Below are 23415 nucleotides of genomic sequence, written 5' to 3' on the forward strand. Positions count from 1 at the left end.
ACGATGCGGCACGCTCAGGTGCCGCAGGAATTATTATTGGTTGTCTTGTTTCATTTTGGCTTTCAGCGCAGCCAGTTGCTCGCTAATTTCATCATCGGCCTTCAGGTCAGCAAACTGCTGATCCAGGGTTTTCTGCTTACCGATGCTGTGGCTTTCGGCTTCCGCTTCCATGTGGTCGATACGACGTTCAAACGATTCGAAACGCGCCATTGCTTCATCCAGTTTGCCGCTGTCCAGCTGGCGACGCACGTCGCGGGACGAGCTTGCAGCCTGGTGGCGCAGCGCCAGCGCCTGTTGACGTGCACGGGTTTCGCTGAGTTTGTTTTCAAGCTCACCAATCTCTTTCTTCATACGCGTCAGAGTATCATCCACCAGCGTCACTTCATGTTCCAGCGTGGCAACCATGTCGGTCAGCTTCTGCTTCTCAATCAGCGCAGCGCGGGCCAGATCTTCTTTATCTTTACGCAGCGCCAGTTCCGCTTTTTCCTGCCAGTCGTTAAGCTGGGCAGTCGCCTGCTCGATACGACGTGTTAACTGCTTTTTCTCTGCCAGCGCGCGGGCGGAGGTGGAGCGTACTTCAACCAGCGTGTCTTCCATCTCCTGAATCATCAGGCGCACCAGCTTCTGCGGATCTTCCGCTTTCTCCAGCAGCGAGTTGATGTTGGCGTTCACGATGTCGGCAAAACGAGAAAAAATACCCATAATTCAATCCTCATAGTTCTGTTATCGGGCGATGCCCTGCTGAACAGATAATACAAATCCCATGCCAACTTTTTATCTTATTGATTTTACTCAATGTGATTGATATTTATCCATCCAGCGGCTATTCTCACCTGGTGAATATCACTAAGGAGTGGTTAATTTCATCATGGCTGACTATAAGGATAATTTGCTTGGCGAAGCCAACAGCTTCCTGGAAGTGCTTGAACAGGTTTCGCGCCTCGCGCCGCTGAATAAACCGGTGCTGATTATCGGTGAGCGCGGAACGGGTAAAGAACTTATCGCTAACCGCCTGCACTTTCTGTCTGGCCGCTGGGACGGCCCTTTTATTTCCCTTAACTGCGCGGCGTTGAATGAAAATCTGCTCGACACCGAGCTGTTTGGTCATGAAGCTGGCGCCTTTACCGGCGCACAAAAACGCCATCCCGGACGCTTTGAGCGCGCCGATGGCGGAACGCTTTTTCTCGACGAGCTGGCGACCGCGCCGATGCTGGTGCAGGAAAAGCTGCTGCGCGTCATTGAGTATGGCGAACTGGAACGCGTTGGCGGTAGTCAGCCGCTCCAGGTCAACGTTCGCCTGGTGTGCGCCACTAACGCCGATCTGCCCGCGATGGTGGCAGAGGACAAATTCCGCGCCGACCTGCTGGACAGACTGGCTTTCGATGTCGTTCAGCTGCCGCCGCTGCGGGAGCGGCGCAGCGATATCATGCTGCTGGCCGATCAGTTTGCCATTCAGATGTGTCGGGAACTGGGCCTGCCGCTCTTTCCGGGCTTTAGCAAACAGGCCACTGAGATCCTGCTCGGTTACCACTGGCCGGGCAATATTCGTGAACTGAAAAACGTGGTGGAACGGTCCGTTTACCGGCATGGCAGCAGCGAAACCGAACTGGACAACATTATTCTCGATCCGTTTCGTCGCGAGGATAAACAGCCCCCGGTTCCGGCGACGCGCCAGCAGGATCCGGCGTTGCCGCTCGATTTACGCCAGTTCCAGCATCAGCAGGAACAAAACTTGCTCGAGCAGAGCCTGAAAGAGGCGAAATATAATCAGAAACGGGCGGCTGAACTGCTGGGCCTGACCTACCATCAGTTAAGGGCATTGCTCAAAAAACATCAAATGCGCTGACATTATCAGCACTTACCCCCAGACATTTTTACGAAGCAGGCGTAAGTGCGATACACTTTGCAGATCGAATCTAAAAACCTTAAAAACTATGCGCCTGGTTTTATCGTCCCTGTTTGCACTCGGTCTGTTCAGCAATCTGGCCTTTGCTGCGCCCGATCGCGCTGTGCCCCCTGATATCCGAGAGAGTGGTTTCGTCTATTGCGTCAGCGGGCAAGTTGATACCTTTAACCCACAAAAAGCGGGGAGCGGCCTGATTGTTGATACGCTGGCCGCACAGCTCTACGATCGCCTGCTCGACGTCGATCCTTATACCTATCGGCTGGTTCCGGAGCTTGCTGAAAGTTGGGAAGTGCTTGATAACGGTGCTACATACCGCTTTCGTCTACGCGATGATGTCGCCTTTCAGCACACCCCGTGGTTTACGCCAACCCGTAAACTCAACGCGGATGACGTGGTTTTCACCTTCCAGCGCATATTCAACCGAAATCATCCGTGGCATAACGTTAATGGCGGGAACTTCCCCTATTTCGACAGTCTGCAATTCGCGGACTCGGTCAAAAGCGTTCGTAAGCTGGATAACCGCACGGTTGAGTTTCGCCTGACTCGCCCGGACGCCTCCTTCCTCTGGCATCTGGCGACGCACTACGCCTCGGTCATGTCAGCCGAATACGCAGATCAGCTGACGAAAAAGGATCGTCAGGAACGTCTCGATCGTGAGCCTGTGGGCACAGGTCCGTTCCAGTTAGCAGAGTACCGCGCCGGACAATACATTCGCCTGCAACGCCACGATCGTTTCTGGCGCGGCAAACCGCTGATGCCGCAGGTAATTGTCGATCTGGGTTCAGGTGGAACAGGCCGACTCTCCAAACTGCTGACCGGCGAGTGCGACGTGCTTGCCTGGCCTGCGGCCAGCCAGTTGACCATTTTGCGCGACGACCCACGCCTGCGCCTGACCCTGCGCCCGGGAATGAACATCGCTTATCTGGCGTTTAACACCGATAAGCCGCCGCTGAATAATCCGGCCGTGCGCCATGCGCTGGCGTTAGCGATCAACAATCAGCGTCTGATGCAGTCGATTTACTACGGGACCGCGGAAACCGCCGCCTCTATTCTTCCGCGCGCCTCCTGGGCCTATGACGGCGAGGCGAAGATTACCGAATATAATCCGGCGAAAGCGCGCGAACAGCTTAAAGCGCTGGGGGCAGAAAACCTGACGCTACAGCTGTGGGTGCCCACCAGCTCTCAGGCGTGGAACCCCAGCCCGCTTAAAACGGCTGAGCTGTTGCAGGCTGATATGGCGCAGGTGGGCGTTAAGGTGATCATCGTGCCTGTCGAAGGCCGTTTCCAGGAGGCGCGTCTGATGGACATGAATCACGACTTAACGCTGGCTGGCTGGTCCACCGACAGTAACGACCCGGACAGCTTCTTTCGTCCTCTGCTGAGCTGTGCGGCAATCAACTCCCAGACCAACTACGCCCACTGGTGTAACCGGGAATTTGATGCCGTGCTGCAAAAAGCGTTGGCGTCTCAACAGCTTGCCTCACGCATTGAGGCCTATGATGAAGCGCAAAATATTCTGGCCAGAGAACTTCCCGTGTTGCCGCTTGCCTCTTCCCTGCGCCTCCAGGCCTACCGTTACGATATTAAAGGGCTGGTACTCAGCCCGTTTGGTAACGCCTCCTTCGCGGGCGTCACCCGTGAGAAAGAACAAGAGGTGAAGAAACCATGATTATATTTACCTTGCGTCGGCTGCTGTTACTGCTGGTCACCCTGTTCTTCCTGACCTTTGTCGGCTTTAGCCTGAGCTACTTTACGCCGCACGCCCCGCTTCAGGGCTCATCCCTCTGGGACGCCTGGCTGTTCTGGTTTAATGGCCTGCTACACTGGGATTTTGGCGTGTCCAGCATTAACGGACAGCTCATCTCCGAGCAGCTGAAAGTGGTTTTCCCGGCCACCATGGAGCTGTGTGTACTCGCCTTTGGCTTTGCCCTCATGGTGGGGATCCCGGTGGGGATGCTGGCGGGCATTTATCGTAATAAGTGGCAGGATAAATTCATCAGCGCGCTTGCCTTAATTGGCTTTTCCATCCCTGTTTTCTGGCTGGCGCTGCTGCTTACCCTCTTCTTCTCACTGACGTTAGGCTGGCTGCCGGTATCTGGCCGTTTTGATCTGCTGTATAACGTGCAAACGGTGAGCGGCTTCGCCATCGTTGACGCCTGGCTTTCTGATTCAGTCTGGCGCGACGAAATGATCGTGAGCGCGCTGCGCCACATGGTGCTGCCGGTGCTCACGCTGGCCGTCGCGCCGACGACCGAAGTAATTCGCCTGATGCGTATCAGCACTATCGACGTCTTCGATCAAAACTATGTGAAGGCCGCCGCCACGCGCGGACTGTCTCGCCTGACGATTCTCCGTCGCCATGTGCTGCACAATGCGCTGCCCCCCGTAATCCCACGTCTTGGGCTGCAATTTTCAACCATGCTGACGCTGGCGATGATCACCGAGATGGTTTTCAGCTGGCCGGGCCTTGGACGCTGGATGATCAACGCCATTCGCCAGCAGGATTACGCGGCGATCTCTGCCGGCGTGATGGTGATTGGCTCCCTGGTCATTATTGTTAACGTTGTTTCCGATATTTTGGGTGCCATGGCCAACCCATTGAAGCATAAGGAATGGTATGCCTTACGATAACGTCTACAGCGAAAAGCGCACGCCCGGTGCGCTACGTACCGTGTGGCGTAATTTTTACGGCGACACCACGGCGATGATCGGCTTTTACGGCTGCATTGGCCTCGTGTTGCTGTGCGTTTTGGGTTCGTGGTTTGCACCGTATGGCATCGATCAGCAGTTCCTTGGTTATCAGCTTTTACCGCCGTCGTGGTCGCGTTACGGGGAGGTTTCGTTCTTCCTGGGGACTGACGATCTCGGACGCGACGTGCTAAGTCGTTTACTGAGCGGCGCCGCACCTACGGTAGGCGGCGCGTTCGTGGTCACCCTGGCTGCCGCGATCTGCGGCCTGGCGCTGGGCATTTTTGCCGGCTCAACCCACGGGCTGCGGTCGGCCGTGCTTAACCATATTCTTGATACCCTGCTCTCTATTCCTTCGCTACTGCTGGCGATTATCGTCGTGGCCTTCGCGGGGCCGCACCTCACCCATGCGATGTTCGCCGTCTGGCTGGCCATTCTGCCGCGCATGGTGCGTTCGGTTTACAGCCTGGTTCACGACGAGCTGGAAAAAGAGTATGTCGTCGCCGCCCGTCTGGATGGCGCCACCACGTTTAATATTTTGTGGTTTGCCGTGCTGCCTAACATTGCCGCCGGGCTGGTGACGGAGATCACCTGCGCCCTGTCGATGGCGATTCTGGATATCGCAGCGCTGGGCTTCCTGGACCTTGGCGCGCAGCTTCCCTCCCCGGAATGGGGCGCCATGCTCGGCGATGCGCTGGAGCTGATTTACGTTGCGCCGTGGACGGTCATGCTGCCGGGCGCGGCCATCATGGTGAGCGTGCTGCTCGTTAACCTGCTGGGCGACGGGATCCGCCGCGCAATCAATGCGGGGGTGCAATAATGCCGTTACTCGATATCCGCAACCTCACGATAGAAATTAAAACGGGCGAAGGCTGGGTCAAGGCCGTAGATCGCATCAGCATTACGCTCGCAGAGGGCGAAATCCGCGGGCTGGTGGGCGAATCGGGTTCGGGGAAAAGTCTGATCGCCAAGGCCATTTGCGGCGTGGCGAAAGACAACTGGCGGGTGACCGCCGATCGTATGCGCTTCGACGACATCGATCTGTTGCGTCTCTCCCCGCGCGAACGCCGTAAACTGGTGGGCCATAACGTCTCGATGATTTTCCAGGAGCCGCAATCCTGTCTCGATCCGTCCGAGCGCGTCGGGAAACAGCTGATGCAGAACATCCCCGGCTGGACCTATAAAGGCCGCTGGTGGCAGCGTTTCGGCTGGCGCAAACGCCGTGCCATTGAGCTGTTGCACCGTGTCGGGATCAAAGACCATAAAGACGCGATGCGCAGTTTCCCCTACGAACTGACCGACGGTGAATGCCAGAAAGTGATGATTGCCATCGCCCTGGCGAATCAGCCGCGTCTGCTGATTGCGGACGAACCAACGAACGCGATGGAGCCAACCACCCAGGCGCAGATTTTCCGCCTGCTCACGCGTCTGAACCAGAATAACAACACCACCATTTTGCTGATCAGCCACGACCTGCAAATGCTGAGCAAGTGGGCGGATAAAATTGATGTAATGTATTGCGGCCAGACGGTAGAAACCGCGCCAAGTGAAGACCTGGTGACGACGCCACATCATCCCTACACGCAGGCGCTGATCAGGGCGATCCCGGACTTTGGCAGCGCGATGCCGCACAAAAGCCGTCTGAATACGCTGCCTGGCGCGATACCGCTGCTGGAATCGCTGCCCATTGGCTGCCGTCTGGGACCACGTTGCCCGTATGCTCAGCGTAAATGCATTGAAACACCGCGCCTGACAGGGCCGAAAAACCATCTGTTTGCCTGTCATTTCCCGCTGAACATGGAGAGAGAGTGAAATGGTCGAAACCTTACTGGAAGTACGTAACCTGAGTAAGACCTTTCGCTATCGCACCGGCCTGTTTCACCGTCAGACCGTCGAGGCGGTTAAACCCCTGAGCTTTACGCTGCGCGAAAAGCAGACGCTGGCGATTATCGGTGAAAACGGCTCGGGCAAATCGACCCTGGCAAAAATGCTCGCGGGCATGGTCGAGCCAAGCGGCGGTGAAATACTGATTGACGATCATCCTCTGGAATTTGGGGACTACTCTTTTCGCAGTCAGCGCATCCGGATGATTTTTCAGGATCCGTCGACGTCCCTGAACCCGCGCCAGCGTATTTCCCAGATCCTGGATTTCCCGCTGCGGTTGAATACCGACCTGGAGCCGGAAGCGCGTCGCAAACGGATTGTCGAAACCCTGCGTCTGGTAGGCCTCCTGCCCGACCATGTCAGTTATTACCCGCACATGCTGGCCCCGGGCCAAAAACAGCGTCTCGGTCTGGCCCGCGCGCTGATCCTGCGCCCGAAAGTTATTATCGCCGACGAAGCGCTGGCGTCGCTGGATATGTCGATGCGTTCGCAGCTCATTAACCTGATGCTGGAGTTACAGGAAAAGCAGGGGATCTCGTATATTTACGTGACTCAGCACCTGGGCATGATGAAACACATCAGCGACCAGGTGCTGGTGATGCACCAGGGAGAAGTGGTCGAGCGCGGCAGTACCGCTGACGTACTGGCCTCCCCGCTCCATGACCTGACAAAACGCCTGATTGCCGGACACTTTGGTGAAGCATTGACGGCGGACGCGTGGCGTAAAGATCGTTAGCCGTTGCGTAACCCGCTTGCCAGCAGAGTAAACACCTCTATAGCATGCGGAAGGGTCTTCTGCGGTTCATCACTCGCAGCAATCAGCAGAGCCGCATTCAGCGCAGCGCCGTTCAGCAGATGGGCTGCGACTCTGGCATCCATCTTTTTGATTACGTTGCACTCCATCATTTTTTCGATGGTCTGACGGGTCGACTCAAGGCAGTTGTTCTGGCTGGGCCATTGCGCCGGGTCGCCCAGAACAGCCGGGCCGTCAAGAAGGACGATACGCTGAACTTCCGGAACGAGCGCCATTTTGATATAGGCGATGCCCTCCGCCAGCAGTCGCTCCCAGTCATCATCGGCGGCGGCGGCAATCGCTTTCGCGTTTGCTGCCATTTCGCTGTCTATCTGCGCGACCACCGCCGCCAGTAATCCCTTCTTGTCGTTGAAATTATGATATAGCGCGCCGCGTGTTAACCCCACGCTTGCCGTGAGTTCATCCATTGACGCTGCGGCATAGCCTTTTTCAGCAAATGCCTTCCGCGCCGCCTGAATCATTTTCTCGCGATTTTCCTGGGCCGTTTCAGCACGACGTTTTGTAGCCATGGGACTTCCTTCATTAAGCGGTAATCATAATTTGACATACGCGGCGTATGTGGATTACATTTTTGACATACATCGCGTATGTTACTTCTACTGCGTAAGCACAACAATACCTCTGACAGAAAAGGAAAAGCCATGCATCCACGTGACCCCGTCTTTCCGGCTAATCGACATGCCCTCTATGAAGAGCATGGCTATTCAGCAGCAATCCGCTCTGGCGATCTGTTATTTGTTTCCGGTCAGGTTGGCAGCCGCAGCGATGGCACACCTGAACCCGACTTCCCCGCTCAGGTGCAGCTGGCGTTCGATAATTTACGGGCGACTCTGGCAGCCGCAGGGTGTACTTTTGACGATCTGATTGATGTCACGACATTTCATACCGATCCTGAAAACCAGTTCCCCGCCATCATGGAGGCGAAAAAACTGGCGTTTCCGCACCCCCCTTACCCAAACTGGACAGCAATAGGCGTTAACTGGCTTGCGGGTTTTGATTTCGAAATTAAGGTTATCGCCAGGATCCCTACGCCCGCGAATTAACATCTGGCAGCAAACTGATTTACCGTTAAGCTATCACTGACGCACAAATGAAAGACAGCATCAGCAACTATATTCTCTCCTGGGTAGAAGAAAATAACTTTACTATTTTACACATTGGTGATTTGGTTGCAGATATTGGATACAGCAGAAGAACCATCGAAACATGGTTTAAAGAGAAGTATCGGCTCTCTTTAGGTGAATATATTCTCCGACGGAGGTTAAGCCGTGCCGCCATTATGCTGAGAATGACGTCGATTCCGGTGACGGATATTGCGTATTTATTCCATTACCAGAGCAGTCAGGGATTTTCCAGAGCCTTTAAAAAAATGATGGGGCTGACACCCTCTGAGTACAGATGTGCCAGAGGGTGGAATTTTGACATCTTACAGCCCTCTTTTTTATTAAGCGAACATGAAACGCCTGAGCTCGAGGTCTGCTATCTGGATGAAACGTTTATCTATACGCATGAAATTATCGAACACGATCATCTTTTTGATACCTCAGTGCATGATATTACTAAAAAAATCAAAAAGCTCCTGACAGAAAACCGCCATGATATCGATAAAATTATTCTGATGCCCCGCCGCCCCGAGTTAGGCAAAAGCCGATCGTATCTGGTCGAGGTATTAATATCGTACGCGTTACAAAGCGACACGGTGACAAATAAAAAATCCTGCATTGTGCGTGGGAGATACGCAAGAATGCCCTTTAGCGGTAGCTGGGAAATCTACAGCGCGTTTAACAAGATTGCCTTCGTTAAGGCGATGGTAAATCAACGCCTGACGTTGCGCGACGGTATTTACATGATGAAAATTAATGCGTACAGCGACGAGTCTGTCGATTTTGATGTTTTCATCCCCATCCTGTAACCTCAGCTTCATTCAGCCTGTCTGGTAACAATTCTGTTTTTACCGTTGTGCTTAGCCTCATACAACGCCTCGTCCACGTCACGCATAATATCATTGCCGTTGACGTTATTCTGAATGGCTGAGCACACGCCGATACTTAATGTGACCCTTACAGGGAGAGCATAATGATAGCCCGGCCCGGTGCGCTGTTGAACGTTCTGGCGAATACGCTCCGCGACGGCAATAGCCTGCTTACCGTCGGTATCCGGCAGCAGCAGACCAAATTCCTCGCCTCCCAGTCGGGCAAAGATGTCGTTATCGCGAATGCTGTCTTTGATAATATCCACGACAGCCAGAATCACGCGATCCCCCACAAGATGGCCCCAGTTATCGTTAATCGACTTAAAGTTGTCGATGTCCAGCATCATAATGCTGGTCCCCTTTTCTGTCCTGAGGGAGCGGACCCGCGGAAGTGCCTCATAAAAATATTTACGGTTGTAGATCTGAGTAAGCGGATCGCGATCAACCCGATCGCCGAAAATTTTCAACAGGTTAAAGACATGGAACATTAAGGTACAAATCACAAATAATTTGCTGAGGACCTCTACTGCCCGGCTGATATACCAGAGCGACAGATTGTAGGTATCAAGCAGTAAGAGGAAAAAATTGTAAACGATGGCGGAAAGGCAAACCACAATAATACTGTTCCAGATCCCGGACGCCAGGCGTGTCACAGAGATCATATAACAAAGTAAAGCCGACCAGAGCAGGATCAGAACGTTTACGTACCTGATATCCCAGACAGGATAATGATGTTCATCTTCGTATGCTGCAATCGTTAATGTCCAGGCCGGATGGTAGCTGCTGAGATAATGGGCCAGCATCGGAAACATAACCAGTGTCATCATTAATGCTAACGTCATGCTGATCTTATTTCGGAATCTGAGCGTGGATCGTATCGTGATTTTTTCCACACGGACCGCCAGCGCCAGTAATACGATAAAGCTCAGCTGCCGAAAAAAATAGAATACCGCCGTATCGTTGGTTTTTGCCGCCTGGGTAAAACCAGCATGCTCCGGAAGCTGAATGACAATGATCGTCTCAATGAAATAAACCAGCCCACTAAGAAATGCCAGGCTCAGGATGAATAAGGAAAAACGCGATCGGTCGGAGGCATACAGCATCTGGATAAAAATAAAGATAATGGTATCCAGAAAGAACAGCGCAATCATGACGATCAAATAGGTGGTCATAGGCACCCTGAAACCAGGATTATCATTCACGCAAAAGGAGTTCACCGCGATCATAAGCGCAAAAAGCGCCGCACCTGACAGCATGATCAGTTTTTCGGCCAACGTTATATTTTTCATCTTCCTTCTTACCGCACACAGATAAAGACGCAAAATGGCATAGCCGTTATCGACCCTCGCGCAATTTTAAAGCGTTTAAAGGGCTAAACGGATCATTTTGCGCAAAAGGCGCTGGACACATCAGCATGAGGGCGGCGTCACGGTGCCCGCTGGTTGGATGAGGCGAACCCCGCGTGCGGTGATATACTGCTGGGATACACACGAAACGGCCTGATGAAGAGTCAGTTCAACCTCTTCCGTGAGCCCATTCACGGCGCAGGAGCGAGAAATATCGTGACACATGGGGCTGTGAGTGGGCTATAATTTCGAGCTAATTTCGAATGATTTTGAAATACTGCCTGTAACGCTATGAATTACAAGGCAAAATAAGCAATGAATATAAGGATTAAAGCTATGGGTTTTCTTTCCGGTAAGCGCATTCTGGTGACTGGCGTTGCCAGCAAACTGTCCATCGCATACGGCATCGCACAGGCAATGCATCGCGAAGGCGCTGAGCTGGCGTTCACCTACCAGAACGACAAGCTGAAAGGCCGTGTTGAAGAATTTGCCGCGCAGCTGGGTTCCAGCATTGTTCTGGAATGTGACGTTGCACAAGACGAAAGCATTGATGGCATGTTTGCTGAACTGGCAAAAGCATGGCCGAAATTCGACGGTTTTGTTCACTCCATCGGCTTCGCTCCTGGCGACCAGCTGGACGGCGACTACGTGAACGCGGTTACCCGTGATGGCTTCAAAATCGCCCACGACATCAGCTCCTACAGCTTCGTTGCAATGGCAAAATCCTGCCGCGCGATGCTGAACCCGGGCGCAGCCCTGCTGACCCTGTCCTACCTCGGCGCAGAACGTGCTATCCCTAACTACAACGTTATGGGTCTGGCGAAAGCGTCTCTGGAAGCCAACGTGCGCTACATGGCGAACGCAATGGGTCCTGAAGGCGTGCGTGTTAACGCTATTTCTGCGGGTCCAATCCGTACCCTGGCCGCTTCCGGTATCAAAGATTTCCGTAAAATGCTGGCACACTGCGAAGCGGTTACCCCGATTCGTCGTACCGTTACCATCGAAGATGTGGGTAACTCTGCGGCATTCCTGTGCTCTGACCTTTCCGCAGGTATCTCCGGCGAAGTGGTTCACGTTGACGGCGGCTTCAACATCGCTGCAATGAACGAGCTGGAAATCAAATAAGCTTGTCACTCTCTTCCCGCCAGGGAAGAGAGTTTCTCCCCGCCCCGCTCCTCGTTATTCCGTTCTGCTATTTGTTATCACCTAACAATATTTTTCCCCTCATCCGCCTTACGCCAGGATATTGATCGCCATTTTGAGATCAAGGAACGCCCATGGAACAACGCCGTTTTTCCGGCAAAGGCCACTGGTATCATGAAACCCAGTCGAATCATTCGCAGACGGACGTTCTGCCGCTGGTGCCCGAAGCCGCTAACGTCGACGACCGTTTTTTGCTCGATTTAGCCCTGCCCGATGACATTCTCGCAAGCTGTGCTGGTTGGCTTGCGCCTGCCCGAACCCTGTGTCATCTTTTGTTCCCGCTTGATACTCCCGTGAGCCGTCTGCATACGCTCAGCGCCTACGACAGGCTGAGCACGGCATTAACGGTTGCCCAGGCGTGTGGTGTTCAGCGGCTCTGTAACCACTACGCTGCCCTGCTCGCCCCTCTTCCGGGGCCGGACTCCTCCCGGGAAAGCAATCGACGCCTTGCAGAAATTACCCAGTATGCCCGCCAGTTAGCAAGCTCACCCGATGTGATCGATGACAAAGCCCAAAACCAGCTTGATGAGGTTGGACTCACAACGTATGACATTGTGCTTATCAACCAGATCATCGGCTTTGTCGGTTTTCAGGCGCGAGTGGTCGCGGTATTTCAGGCATTGCTTGGCCATCCGGTACGCTGGTTGCCCGGGCACCACATTCAGCCCCATACGCTGCCGGTCAGCTTCAGCAGATGGACCGCCACGCTACCCGCGGTAGAGCTAAAATATGCCAGTGCGCTTCAGCTTGAGGCGCTCTCACGCTGGCAGGCGGAACCGGCGCTTGAAGCGCTCACCCCTGTGCTGTGTCATGAGCCGATGCTGCTTAATCTGACGGGCGAAATTCTGCTTAACCATCCGCTAAGTGAAGGTCCCGCGTCTTCGATGATCTCAGCCGCTCGTGCGCTGCTCGTCGCCTCTCCGGATCGCTTTAGCGCCGCTCAGTTAACGCCCCTGACCGGGTCGGGTCTCTCGCCAGAGAAGGCCATCAATCTGCTAACCCGAGATGCATTTTATGGCTGGCTGAACCGTCTGCGCGTGGCGCTCGGCAAAGAGGAATAACCATACTCTTTACCTAAAGAGCGCTTGCTGTAGCAGTGAGATTCGCGTAAAACTGTCAGCCGCTCAATGGCTACGAAAATAGAACATTATGTTTCAGGACAACCCGCTGCTAGCGCAGCTTAAACAGCAACTGCATTCCCAGACGCCGCGTGCAGAAGGGGTCGTAAAAGCCACGGAAAAGGGCTTTGGCTTTCTTGAAGTTGACGGGCAGAAGAGCTACTTCATTCCGCCTCCTCAGATGAAGAAAGTGATGCATGGCGACCGTATTTCGGCCGTTATTCATACCGAAAAGGAACGAGAGTCTGCCGAGCCGGAAGCACTGATCGAACCTTTCCTGACCCGCTTTGTCGGGAAAGTGCATAAAAAAGACGATCGTCTTTCCGTCGTGCCGGACCATCCTCTCCTGAAAGATGCTATTCCGTGCCGCGCCGCGCGTGGCGTTGAGCATGATTTTGTTGAGGGTGACTGGGCGGTTGCTGAGATGCGCCGTCATCCTTTAAAAGGCGATCGCGGTTTCTACGCCGAGCTTACCCAATACATTACCTTCGGCGACGACCATTTCGTCCCATGGTGGGTGACGCTGGCGCGCCACAACCTCGAAAAAGAAGCACCTGATGGCGTGGCGACTGAAATGCAGGACGAAGGTCTGGAACGTCGCGATCTGACGGCGCTGGACTTTGTCACCATTGACAGCGCCAGCACCGAGGATATGGACGATGCGCTGTATGCCGAAGAGACAGCCGATGGCAAACTGCATCTGACCGTCGCCATCGCCGACCCTACCGCATGGATTGTCGAAGGCAGCAAGCTGGACGAGATGGCCAAAGTGCGCTCGTTCACCAACTACCTGCCGGGCTTTAACATTCCGATGTTGCCGCGTGAACTCTCCGACGATCTTTGTTCGCTGCGTGCGCATGAAGTACGTCCGGTGCTGGCATGTCGGATGACCATTGCGGCTGACGGTACCATTGAAGAAGATATTGAATTCTTCGCCGCCACCATCGAATCCAAAGCCAAGCTGGCCTATGACGACGTGTCCGACTGGCTGGAGAACACGGGCAACTGGAAACCCGAGTCGGACAACATTGCCGCACAAATTCGTCTGTTGCACCGCGTCTGCCTGAGCCGCAGCGAATGGCGTCAAACTCACGCGCTGGTCTTCAAAGATCGTCCGGACTACCGTTTTGTGCTGGGTGAAAAAGGTGAAGTGCTGAATATCGTCGCTGAGCCGCGCCGTATTGCCAACCGCATCGTTGAAGAAGCGATGATTTCCGCCAACATTTGTGCTGCACGCGTGCTGCGCGACAAATTAGGCTTTGGCATTTACAACGTGCACACCGGGTTTGATCCGGCGAACACCGAAGCGCTGGCTGCCCTGCTGAAAACCCATGACGTACACGTCGATCCTGAGGAAGTGCTGACCCTGCAAGGTTTCTGCAAACTGCGCCGCGAGCTGGACGCACAGCCGTCAGGGTTCCTCGACAGCCGTATTCGCCGCTTCCAGTCCTTTGCGGAAATCAGCACCGAGCCTGGCCCGCACTTCGGCCTTGGCCTTGAGGCTTATGCGACCTGGACCTCCCCGATCCGTAAGTACGGCGACATGGTTAACCATCGTCTGCTGAAAGCGATCATCAAAGGGGAATCTGTTGCCCGCCCACAGGATGGTACGACATTGCAGATGGCAGAACGTCGCCGTCTCAACCGTATGGCGGAGCGTGATGTCGGCGACTGGTTGTACGCGCGCTTCCTGAATGATAAGGCAGGGACTGATACCCGTTTCCCGGCTGAAATCATTGACATCAGCCGCGGCGGTATGCGCGTTCGCCTGGTGGATAATGGCGCCGTTGCCTTTATTCCTGCCCCGTTCCTGCATGCCGTCCGCGACGAACTGGTTTGTAGCCAGGAAAACGGGACCGTGCAAATTAAAGGCGAAACGGTTTACAAGGTCACTGACGTGATTGATGTCACCATCGCTGAAGTGCGCATGGAAACCCGCAGTATTATCGCGCGCCCTGTCGCCTGATAACCGCGTAAACTTCCGGCCGTTCCGTTAAGGGATGGCCGGGAGTTCTCTCCTGAATTATCTCCCGCAAAATCATCGTTTTTTCTCACACTTTTCTGTTTCCCATCGCCACATTTCTCCAGAATTATCTACAGTAAAAGAGAGCCGTCATTGTCGACTGCAAATGAATAATTTGTGCGCTACTCAGCAGCCGCGGGAGAAAACGTGATGGACGATCTGGAGCAGAATTTGCTGTTTCGTTACATGGGTACGCATAGCCCCTGGTGGCGACTGACAGCAGACAGCAATGCTCTGCATCTTGCTGCCAGTGAAAGCGCTGACATCATTCAGGTGGTTGCGCTGGATGATGAACAGGCCGCGCTGATCCGCCAGCTCACCGTAATCACCTCCAGCATTGCCATGACCCTGCCTTTGTACGGTGTGGACGTTCCCGTTCATCTTGTCGGCCGTAAAATTAACAAAAATGAGTGGGCAGGAACGGCATCAGCCTGGAACGATACCCCTTCCGTTGCGCGCGACCTGGCGCAGGGGCTCTCCTTCGCCGAACAGGTAGTTTCCGAGGCTAACTCCGTGATTGTGATCCTCGACCAGAACGGGAATATTCAGCGCTTCAACCGTTTAAGTGAAGAATATACGGGCCTGAAGGAACAGGAAGTTATCGGGCAAAACGTGTTCAAACTGTTTATGAGCCGCAGCGAAGCCGCGGCCTCCAAACGCAACATCACCGGTTTTTTTCGTAACGGCAGCTCCTACGAAGTTGAACGCTGGATCAAGACCCGCAAGGGGCAGCGCCTGTTTCTCTTCAGAAATAAATTTGTTCACAGCGGCAGCGGAAAAAATGAAATTTTCCTCATCTGTTCAGGTACCGACATAACCGAGGAGCGTCGGGCCCAGGAGCGCCTGCGCGTTCTCGCCAATACGGATACGATTACCGGTTTGCCTAACCGAAATGCCATCCATGAGCTGATCTCTGATGCCATCACCGCTCGGGGTGACACGCAGGTTGGCGTAGTTTACCTCGATCTGGATAATTTTAAAAAAGTGAACGATGCCTATGGGCATATGTTTGGCGACCAGCTGCTACAGGCCGTTGCGCTGGCGATCCTGAGCTGCCTGGACGAAGGACAAACCCTGGCGCGCCTGGGTGGGGATGAGTTTATCGTGATGGCCACCGATACCTCGCAGGGCGCGCTGGAAGCGATGGCGTCGCGAATACTGACCCGACTGCGTCAACCTTTCCGCATCGAGCTGATTGAGGTTTACACCGGCTGCTCGCTGGGCATCGCGCTTGCGCCCCAGCACGGTAACGATCGCGAAAGCGTCATTCGCAATGCCGACACCGCCATGTACACCGCCAAAGAAAATGGCCGGGGCAAATTCTGCGTCTTCTCGCCAGAGATGAACCAGCGCGTATTTGAATACCTGTGGCTGGATACTAACCTGCGTAAAGCGCTGGATAACGATCAGCTGTTAATCCACTACCAGCCCAAAATGACCTGGCGCGGCGAAGTCAGAAGTCTGGAGGCGCTGGTGCGCTGGCAGTCGCCAGAGCGTGGCCTGATCCCGCCGATGGAGTTTATCTCCTATGCAGAGGAATCAGGGCTGATTGTGCCTCTGGGCCGCTGGGTTATGCTTGATGTGGTGCGCCAGGTAGCAAAATGGCGCGACAAGGGGATCAACATGCGCGTCGCGGTCAACGTCTCCGCCCGTCAGCTGGCGGACCAGACCATCTTCAGTGACCTGAAGCAGGCGCTGAAAGACCTGAATTTTGAATACTGCCCGATTGACGTGGAATTAACCGAAAGCTGTCTCATTGAAAATGAAGAACTGGCCCTGTCAGTGATCCAGCAATTTAGCCGCCTGGGAGCGCAAATTCATCTGGATGACTTTGGTACGGGGTACTCTTCCCTGTCGCAACTGGCGCGCTTCCCTATCGATGCCATTAAGCTTGACCAGTCTTTCGTGCGGGATATCCATAAGCAGTCCATTTCACAGTCGCTGGTGCGTGCGATAGTCGCCGTGGCGCAAGCGTTAAATTTGCAGGTCATTGCTGAAGGGGTGGAAAGTGCAAAAGAAGACGCCTTTCTGACGAAGAATGGCGTCAACGAACGGCAGGGTTATCTTTTTGCTAAGCCCATGCCCGCTGCCGCATTCGAGCGATGGCTAAAACGTTATCAGGCCAGGAATGTCCGTTAGCTGGCTTTGCGTAAGCCCGTCGCCTGATGGCGATTTTGCAGCATAACCAGCCGCTCCATGTAGGCGATATCCTTCGGTTCAAGGCAGAAGGCGGCATCAACCCAATCCTCAGTAATGTCCATCAACTCGCTTCGCGGAAGTGGCAGCACGCGCGTACGTGCACGCAGCATGGCCCTTACGCCGTTCAGCTTCGGCTGTAGCGTGTCGATAAACGTCCGCACCGAAACATAGCTCTGTAACGGCTCAAATAAGAGATCCACAAGACCATGCTGCTCATACCATTCCGCCGTATGCGTCTCACCTTTGTAGATCAGCGCCTCCGCCATTTTCATGCCGGCACGACGCGCCACCAGTGAATAGCCGCCCATGCCCGGGAACAGATTGAACGCGATTTCCGGAAAGCCTAATCGGGCATCGCGCTGGGCCAGAATGAAATGATGCGCCAGCGCGGCTTCAAACCCGCCCCCTAAAGCGCTTCCTTCCACCATAGCCAGCGTGACAGCGCCGGTATCAAACCCTCGCGAGGCGGCATGAACGCAGTCCACACAGGCCCGGGCATAGGCGCGTAACGCTTCGCGTCGGTTGTTTTTGATGCACTCAACGAAGAACTGTAAATCACCGCCGGTATTGTAGATGTCGGGGACCAGCGATCCGGTGACCCAAAAATCAACGACAAATCCGGACTGTCGAACCAGCCAGGAGAGATTCATGATCTCCACGATCAGCGCATGGTTGAAGCAAGGCCGTGGCGTGGCGCGTAACATCATCCACACCGTACGCCGTTCGGCCTCATAATAAGCCGCCAGTTGAGTGAATCGTTCAGCATCAGTAAACAATGTGCAGGTTGTCTGGTTGATAACTGTCATAGTCGAATTCCTCTTATAAAAAAGCGCGTTGCGCGCAGTTTTAGACTAATCCACCCCTACAACCCGCAGCAGACGGGGGTTAAATTTATCACTTTCATTTATGGACTTTGGTTATTGCATTTTTTACCTTCTCTTTTGAATCAATTTTCTGCATCATTGATAATATTAACTTTTCGCTTCAGGGTGAGCTTATGTCTAACATTGATGCAACAGCCGTGGCGCAGCGTATTGATACTGTGCTGGATATTCTTGTCGCAGGCGATTATCACTCTGCTATCCGTAATCTTGAGATCCTCAAGTCTGAACTGCTGGCTGAGAACGGCGCTGATAACGCTCCAGAATCCACTCAACCTAAAGCCCCGTGGGAAGTGTAACCACGTCGTTTCCGACCTTGCCTTTTAAATGGATGCTATGAACTCCCGACAACAAATCATTTTGCAGATGGTGATCGATCAGGGGCGCGTAAGCGTGGTCGATCTCGCTAAAGCCACCGGCGTTTCTGAAGTCACCATTCGTCAGGATCTGAATCTTCTGGAAAAACAGAGCTACCTGCGGCGTGCGCACGGATATGCCGTTCCACTGGACAGCGACGACGTTGAAACCCGCATGATGAACAATTATGCGCTCAAGCGGGAGCTGGCGGAGTTTGCTGCATCCCTGGTGAATAACGGTGAGACCGTCTTTATTGAAAATGGTAGCAGTAACGCCCTTCTGGCGCGCACGCTTGCCGATCAAAAAGACGTTACCATCATCACCGTAAGCAGCTATATTGCCCATCTGTTGAAGGAAACTCGCTGCGAGGTGATTCTGCTGGGCGGCATTTACCAGAAGAAAAGCGAAAGCATGGTGGGGCCATTAACGCGCCAATATGTTCAGCAGGTTCACTTCAGTAAGGCATTCATAGGTATTGATGGCTGGCAGCCCGACACCGGCTTTACCGGCCGCGACATGATGCGTTCAGACGTGGTTAACGCCGTACTCGCCAAAGAGTGTGAAGCGATTGTGCTGACCGACAGCTCTAAGTTTGGCGCCGTACACCCTTATACGATGGGGCCGGCCTCGCGCTTCAGCCGTGTGATCACGGATGAGCGTTTGCGTGATGAATATCGCCAGCAATTAGAACAAGACGGTCTGACTGTCGATATTGTAAAAAAACGGCCTGATTATCCTGCTGCGCCCGAATAATGGGCGCACTTAAACCTTTCTCTGAGAGTATTCCGACCCTTCCTTTAAGAGTTTTTACCTGTTGAAACCGTTCTAAACACGTAAAATTAGTATTAGCGATATAACAGGAAGTGACTATCACCTGCGTGATGATGAAACGCCTGCGCGACCAGCTTTCACGGGAACAGAATTTAAGTATGGATATTGTCTATACTTAAAGTGCATTCCTTTCCGTGAATCGATAATTCAGGAGAAAGTATTATGACCTTTACCAGCAAAAAATTAGCCGCCGCTGTTCTGGCAATCACTGTAGCAATGTCCCTGAGCGCTTGCTCTAACTGGTCTAAACGTGACCGTAACACCGCGATTGGTGCCGGTGCTGGTGCGCTTGGTGGTGCAGTATTAACGGATGGTAGTACGCTGGGTACATTAGGTGGTGCTGCCGTAGGTGGTATTATCGGTCACCAGGTGGGCAAATAATCACCATAACGGCTCTCACCGGCATAATAATATATTAAGTATTTTCAGGTCTGACTTACGCACGTAAAAAAAAGAGCCACGGCAATGTCCGTGGCTCATTTATTTTAGCCGCCCGCCAGTTTGACTTTCATTCCTTTGGCTTCCAGCAGCGTTTTAATTAAATCTCGTTTATCGCCCTGAATCTCAATAATGCCGTCTTTTACTGCCCCACCGCATCCGCACTTCTTTTTAAGCTCAGCGGCGAGCTTTACCAGGTCTGCATCATCCAGGTCAATGCCGGTGACAAGGCAAACGCCTTTCCCTTTTCTGCCGCTGGTCTGGCGCTGAATTCGCACGATACCATCGCCTTTTGGACGTTCAGCTTTCTCTTTTGGCTCTTCAATGCGCCCGGTATCCGTTGAATAGACCAGACGACTGTTGGCGTCACGCATTATGCCCCCTTTTTCAGTGATGCATTAATCGCTTTCAGGGTCTCTGCCGGATGAGCGGATTGCGTCACCGGGCGACCAATCACCATATAGTCTACACCCGCGCTCAGCGCCTGCTCTGGCGTCATGATACGTCGCTGATCCCCTGACTCGCTGCCTGCTGGACGAATACCTGGCGTCACCAGTTTAAAATCGCGGCCTAACTCAGATTTGAAGCGAACCGCCTCCTGAGCCGAACAGACCACGCCATCGAGACCACACTGTTGCGTGAGGCGCGCCAGACGCTCTGCATGTTCGGCAGGTGACAACGTCACACCCAGGTCGCGCAGGTCGGATTCATCCATACTGGTCAGCACGGTGACGGCGATCAGAAGCGGAGCGTCATTACCAAACGGCACCAGCGCTTCGCGCGCAGCCGTCATCATGCGTGCCCCGCCCGATGCATGTACGTTAACCATCCACACGCCGAGTTCAGCTGCCGCAGCAACGGCGTGCGCAGTGGTATTTGGAATGTCGTGGAATTTCAGGTCGAGGAAAACGTCGAAACCACGTTGATGCAGATCGCGGACGATTTGTGGGCCGAACAGCGTAAACATCTCTTTGCCTATTTTCAGACGGCAATCGCGGGGATCAATGCCATCAACAAAGGCCAGTGCGGCGTCACGGTTATTGTAATCCAGAGCAACAACTACGGGAGAATCGGTAACTACGCGGGAAGTGGAGGATGTAACAGACGTCATGACCAGCCCTTTTCGTCTATGGGCGCGCAGCGGCGCGGAACAGATAAACGGCGTGCATTCTACCTGCCCTCGGGGTAAATGAACAGAATCGAATGCTTTTCCTGCTGAACCCCAGACCGCACGGTGCTGATGGAATTACTGTAACCATTAGTATGTTGTAACTAAAGTGCAGCGTTTTAAAAAATTACTGTCCGTCCAGACCTCGGATTGGCTTAATGGTGGACCACGCCCGGCAGGAAGGGCAATGCCAGTAGAGCGAATAGGCGGTGAAGCCGCATTTCTGGCAGCGATAGCGCGGTTTGCTGCGCACCTGTTCACCCACCATGTCTCGCAGCACCATCAGGCTCTCTTTAGCGCGCCCTTCTTCTGCGTCATTAAGGTGGTAATCCATCAGCTTATGGAAGACACGCATGGTAGGATGACGCTGCAACTGACGGGTAATGTATACCTGGGCGGTATCGCTTCCTTCATGCTCTTCGACGACATCTGACAGCATCAGCTCGGCTGTGGCACCTGTATTCTCTTCAACACAGCGACGCAGAAACGCAACCCACTCGTCCTGCTTACCGAGCTGCTGATAGCAGGTTTGCAGCATTTCCAACGTTTCGCTGACCAGCTCTTTGTCCTGATCGATAACGCGAAGCAGGCTCTCCACGGCTTTGGCGTAATCACCGTTAGCCATAAAGACCCGCCCCATCATGATCGAGATGCGCGCGCTGTTGCGATCGGCCGCTGCGCCTTTCTTTAACAGTGCCATGGCTTTATCCATGTCATCGCTACCCATCTGCTGGAGAGCCAGCTCGCAATAGAAGTGGGCAATTTCGACGCGCTGTTTGTCTTTGCCGAGTTTGACCAGCCGTTCAGCGGTATCAATCGCTTTTTGCCAGTCGCTGGTGGCCTGATAGATTTGCAGAAGCTGCTGAAGCGCACCGATACGGAAGTCCGTCTCATCCACCAGCTGAGAGAACATATCCTCGGCGCGATCGTAAAGCCCCGCGGCCATGTAATCCCGCCCAAGCTGCTGCACGGCCAGCAACCGTTGCTCATAGGTCAACGAAGCGCTTTCCATCAAGGTCTGGTGGATACGAATGGCACGGTCAACCTCTCCGCGCGAGCGGAACAGGTTTCCCAGGGTGAGATGCGCCTCAACGGTGCCGGTATCCTCTTTAAGCATATCGAGGAACAGATCCACCGCTTTATCCTGCTGATTGCTCAGCAGGAAGTTCACCCCCGCTACGTAGTCACGGGAGAGTCGGTTTGCTTCATCCTGTTTTGTTTGTTGCGCGCTTCTGCGGCCCATATACCAGCCATAGGCTGCGGCGACAGGCAAAAGCAGAAACAACAACTCCAGCATATTCGATTATTCCTTGACTACCGGCACACCAGAGCTCGCCGGAATGCCAGACGCAGGCGTAAGTTGATGTTCAAGTCGTTTAATTTTACGTTCAGCGCGAACAAGAGAAACACGAACCTTAAGCCAGAACAGGCCGCATACAAGCCAGCCGATGACAAACCCCGCCGCGAATAACACAGCCAGCAGGCTCGACACCCGGTACTCGCCCTGCGCCAGCAGATAGTTGAAACTTACCTGTTGATCGTTTTGCGCGCCCAATGTGACTGAAATGACAAAAATCGCCAACACCAGTAAGAAAATGAGTAAATATTTCACATGACTTCCCGTTATGTGGTTCGAGCGTATAAAGCGTGTTCAACTCACTGCAATCAGCCTTATAAGCTACCATTTTAGTGGCGGGCGCGAAATGGAAAAAGTAATGCGCCCTACATGGATTTATGGTCAAAATGCGGAATATCAACCTTCAGGTTCCGCCAGACTCCCTTTCGGCTATTTCTTCCTTCTCTTCCGGCGGCGGCGTCAGGGGTCCACAAAAACGTTGTGCAAGCCAGGTCGCCAGCGTCACCAGTACCCACGAGATCAGCGTTGCCACCACCAAATCACGCGGCCAGTGCATCCCCAGCAGCATCCGGCTGCCCATTACGCCTGTCGCCCAGACCAGCAAAATCGCAATCGTGAGGGTACGCCGACGCGGCCACAGCAGTCCTACGCCAAGTAGCGCCCAGCTGGCAGCAAACATCGTATGCCCGGAAGGAAACGCAAAGCCGGTCTCTTTTTGCCAGTGTTTGCGTAAAAAGGTCGGGATATCCTGCTGTTCCGCAAGTTGCTCCTTTACCAGCGCACCGCGATCTTTACGCTTTAAATTGTAGAACTCATCCACCGGAACATGGTGCGTTTTTTCCAGCCAGACGACGAAAGGACGGGGTTCCTGCACGCGATCTTTCACCCACGACTTCACCCCCTGCCCGATGAGTATGGCCCCGCCGAGAATGGCAAACAGTACCAGCGCCGCACGAAGGCGAAAGCGCAGGCACCACAGGAACCAGCCACAGAGCAGCACGTGTGTAATAATCCCCCACGGCTGGGTGACCGTCTCGGTTATCCAGTATAGGGCTTTCAGCCACGTCTCGTTTTGTCCGGGCTGCCACATCCAGCCGGAGAACCAAACGACCAGGGGGATAACGAGCAATACGGCGGCGCCTGCGGCCGTTCGTCTGGCAATTGAAAGCATGTCCTCTCCTTTTTCACTAAGCACCACAATCATAACTGAATTTCATCATTCAGGTGGAT

Annotated in this window: 24 protein-coding genes; 15 read left to right on the plus strand and 9 right to left on the minus strand. The window is 53.8% G+C overall.

The annotated features are described in order from the left end of the window. Positions 1-33: 33 nt before the first annotated feature. Positions 34-702, minus strand: a complete 669-nt coding sequence (gene pspA / locus ACOTYB_RS09565) for a phage shock protein PspA (RefSeq protein ID WP_045343263.1) — start codon at positions 700-702, stop codon at positions 34-36. Between the two features lie 151 nt (positions 703-853). Here pspA and pspF point away from each other — a divergent pair, with 151 nt between their 5' ends. From pspF to sapF, 6 genes are all read left to right on the plus strand, one after another. Beyond that, positions 854-1846, plus strand: coding sequence for a phage shock protein operon transcriptional activator (gene pspF / locus ACOTYB_RS09570; RefSeq protein WP_409248835.1), 993 nt, complete (start codon positions 854-856; stop codon positions 1844-1846). 88 nt (positions 1847-1934) lie between these two features. Beyond that, positions 1935-3575, plus strand: coding sequence for an ABC transporter substrate-binding protein SapA (sapA, locus tag ACOTYB_RS09575; RefSeq protein ID WP_003856847.1), 1641 nt, complete (start codon positions 1935-1937; stop codon positions 3573-3575). Continuing rightward, a complete protein-coding gene (gene sapB, locus ACOTYB_RS09580; protein ID WP_003856845.1) occupies positions 3572-4537 on the plus strand; it encodes a putrescine export ABC transporter permease SapB in 966 nt (321 codons plus the stop codon). The genes sapA and sapB overlap by 4 nt, the downstream gene beginning before the upstream one ends. Further along, entirely contained in the window at positions 4524-5414 is an 891-nt protein-coding gene (gene sapC / locus ACOTYB_RS09585; protein ID WP_409248836.1) for a putrescine export ABC transporter permease SapC, read from the plus strand. The genes sapB and sapC overlap by 14 nt, the downstream gene beginning before the upstream one ends. Next, positions 5414-6406: a putrescine export ABC transporter ATP-binding protein SapD gene (gene sapD, locus ACOTYB_RS09590; protein ID WP_003856840.1), complete on the plus strand. Its 993-nt coding sequence runs from the start codon at positions 5414-5416 to the stop codon at positions 6404-6406. The genes sapC and sapD overlap by 1 nt, the downstream gene beginning before the upstream one ends. 1 nt (position 6407) lies before the next feature. After that, positions 6408-7214, plus strand: a complete 807-nt coding sequence (gene sapF / locus ACOTYB_RS09595) for a putrescine export ABC transporter ATP-binding protein SapF (protein WP_003856838.1) — start codon at positions 6408-6410, stop codon at positions 7212-7214. On the opposite strand, the gene ACOTYB_RS09600 is transcribed toward sapF, so the two are convergent. Next, positions 7211-7801, minus strand: coding sequence for a TetR/AcrR family transcriptional regulator (locus ACOTYB_RS09600; protein WP_003856836.1), 591 nt, complete (start codon positions 7799-7801; stop codon positions 7211-7213). The genes sapF and ACOTYB_RS09600 overlap by 4 nt on opposite strands. A gap of 132 nt (positions 7802-7933) precedes the next feature. On the opposite strand from ACOTYB_RS09600, the gene ACOTYB_RS09605 reads away from it, so the two are divergent. Both ACOTYB_RS09605 and ACOTYB_RS09610 read left to right on the plus strand, forming a co-directional pair. Next, complete coding sequence (locus ACOTYB_RS09605) at positions 7934-8335, plus strand: RidA family protein (protein WP_003856835.1); 402 nt, start codon at positions 7934-7936, stop codon at positions 8333-8335. Positions 8336-8382: 47 nt separating this feature from the next. Next, positions 8383-9204, plus strand: a complete 822-nt coding sequence (locus ACOTYB_RS09610; protein WP_047055154.1) for a helix-turn-helix transcriptional regulator — start codon at positions 8383-8385, stop codon at positions 9202-9204. An 8-nt stretch (positions 9205-9212) separates the two neighbouring features. On the opposite strand, the gene ACOTYB_RS09615 is transcribed toward ACOTYB_RS09610, so the two are convergent. Beyond that, a complete protein-coding gene (locus ACOTYB_RS09615) occupies positions 9213-10553 on the minus strand; it encodes a sensor domain-containing diguanylate cyclase (protein ID WP_058652957.1) in 1341 nt (446 codons plus the stop codon). Positions 10554-10946: 393 nt separating this feature from the next. Here ACOTYB_RS09615 and fabI point away from each other — a divergent pair, with 393 nt between their 5' ends. The 4 genes from fabI to pdeR all read left to right on the plus strand — a co-directional run bounded on the left by fabI (position 10947) and on the right by pdeR (position 17093). Next, positions 10947-11735: an enoyl-ACP reductase FabI gene (gene fabI, locus ACOTYB_RS09620; RefSeq protein ID WP_003856831.1), complete on the plus strand. Its 789-nt coding sequence runs from the start codon at positions 10947-10949 to the stop codon at positions 11733-11735. A 152-nt stretch (positions 11736-11887) separates the two neighbouring features. Beyond that, entirely contained in the window at positions 11888-12874 is a 987-nt protein-coding gene (locus tag ACOTYB_RS09625; RefSeq protein ID WP_003856829.1) for a CMD domain-containing protein, read from the plus strand. A gap of 88 nt (positions 12875-12962) precedes the next feature. Continuing rightward, positions 12963-14897: an exoribonuclease II gene (locus ACOTYB_RS09630; protein ID WP_045346338.1), complete on the plus strand. Its 1935-nt coding sequence runs from the start codon at positions 12963-12965 to the stop codon at positions 14895-14897. 204 nt (positions 14898-15101) lie between these two features. Further along, on the plus strand, positions 15102-17093 hold the full coding sequence (pdeR, locus tag ACOTYB_RS09635; RefSeq protein WP_409248846.1) for a cyclic di-GMP phosphodiesterase: 1992 nt from the start codon (positions 15102-15104) through the stop codon (positions 17091-17093). On the opposite strand, the gene ACOTYB_RS09640 is transcribed toward pdeR, so the two are convergent. Beyond that, positions 17090-17959, minus strand: coding sequence for a crotonase/enoyl-CoA hydratase family protein (locus ACOTYB_RS09640; protein ID WP_409248838.1), 870 nt, complete (start codon positions 17957-17959; stop codon positions 17090-17092). The two genes, pdeR and ACOTYB_RS09640, sit on opposite strands and share 4 nt — an antisense overlap. A 191-nt stretch (positions 17960-18150) precedes the next feature. Between ACOTYB_RS09640 and ACOTYB_RS09645 the strand changes: the two genes are divergently transcribed. The 3 genes from ACOTYB_RS09645 (at position 18151) to osmB (ending at position 19603) form a co-directional block, all read left to right on the plus strand. Beyond that, positions 18151-18333 carry a hypothetical protein gene (locus ACOTYB_RS09645; protein ID WP_003856825.1) on the plus strand — a complete coding sequence of 61 codons (183 nt, stop codon included), beginning with the start codon at positions 18151-18153 and terminating at the stop codon, positions 18331-18333. A 37-nt stretch (positions 18334-18370) separates the two neighbouring features. Then, entirely contained in the window at positions 18371-19144 is a 774-nt protein-coding gene (locus tag ACOTYB_RS09650) for a DNA-binding transcriptional regulator YciT (RefSeq protein WP_220153105.1), read from the plus strand. 240 nt (positions 19145-19384) lie between these two features. Then, complete coding sequence (gene osmB / locus ACOTYB_RS09655; protein WP_003856823.1) at positions 19385-19603, plus strand: osmotically-inducible lipoprotein OsmB; 219 nt, start codon at positions 19385-19387, stop codon at positions 19601-19603. 104 nt (positions 19604-19707) lie between these two features. On the opposite strand, the gene yciH is transcribed toward osmB, so the two are convergent. From yciH to pgpB, 5 genes are all read right to left on the minus strand, one after another. Next, positions 19708-20034, minus strand: coding sequence for a stress response translation initiation inhibitor YciH (gene yciH, locus ACOTYB_RS09660; RefSeq protein ID WP_003856822.1), 327 nt, complete (start codon positions 20032-20034; stop codon positions 19708-19710). Then, complete coding sequence (gene pyrF / locus ACOTYB_RS09665) at positions 20034-20771, minus strand: orotidine-5'-phosphate decarboxylase (protein ID WP_047055149.1); 738 nt, start codon at positions 20769-20771, stop codon at positions 20034-20036. The genes yciH and pyrF overlap by 1 nt, the downstream gene beginning before the upstream one ends. A 184-nt stretch (positions 20772-20955) precedes the next feature. Further along, a complete protein-coding gene (gene lapB, locus ACOTYB_RS09670) occupies positions 20956-22125 on the minus strand; it encodes a lipopolysaccharide assembly protein LapB (RefSeq protein WP_003856819.1) in 1170 nt (389 codons plus the stop codon). Positions 22126-22131: 6 nt separating this feature from the next. Continuing rightward, positions 22132-22440 (minus strand): LapA family protein, encoded by a 309-nt coding sequence (locus ACOTYB_RS09675; protein WP_421765800.1) that lies wholly within the window; start codon positions 22438-22440, stop codon positions 22132-22134. A gap of 148 nt (positions 22441-22588) precedes the next feature. Next, a complete protein-coding gene (pgpB, locus tag ACOTYB_RS09680) occupies positions 22589-23356 on the minus strand; it encodes a phosphatidylglycerophosphatase B (protein WP_003856815.1) in 768 nt (255 codons plus the stop codon). Positions 23357-23415: the final 59 nt, after the last annotated feature.

The organism is Enterobacter cloacae complex sp. IR5450 (assembly GCF_049238665.1).
GTDB classification, from domain to species: Bacteria; Pseudomonadota; Gammaproteobacteria; order Enterobacterales; family Enterobacteriaceae; genus Enterobacter; species Enterobacter hormaechei_C.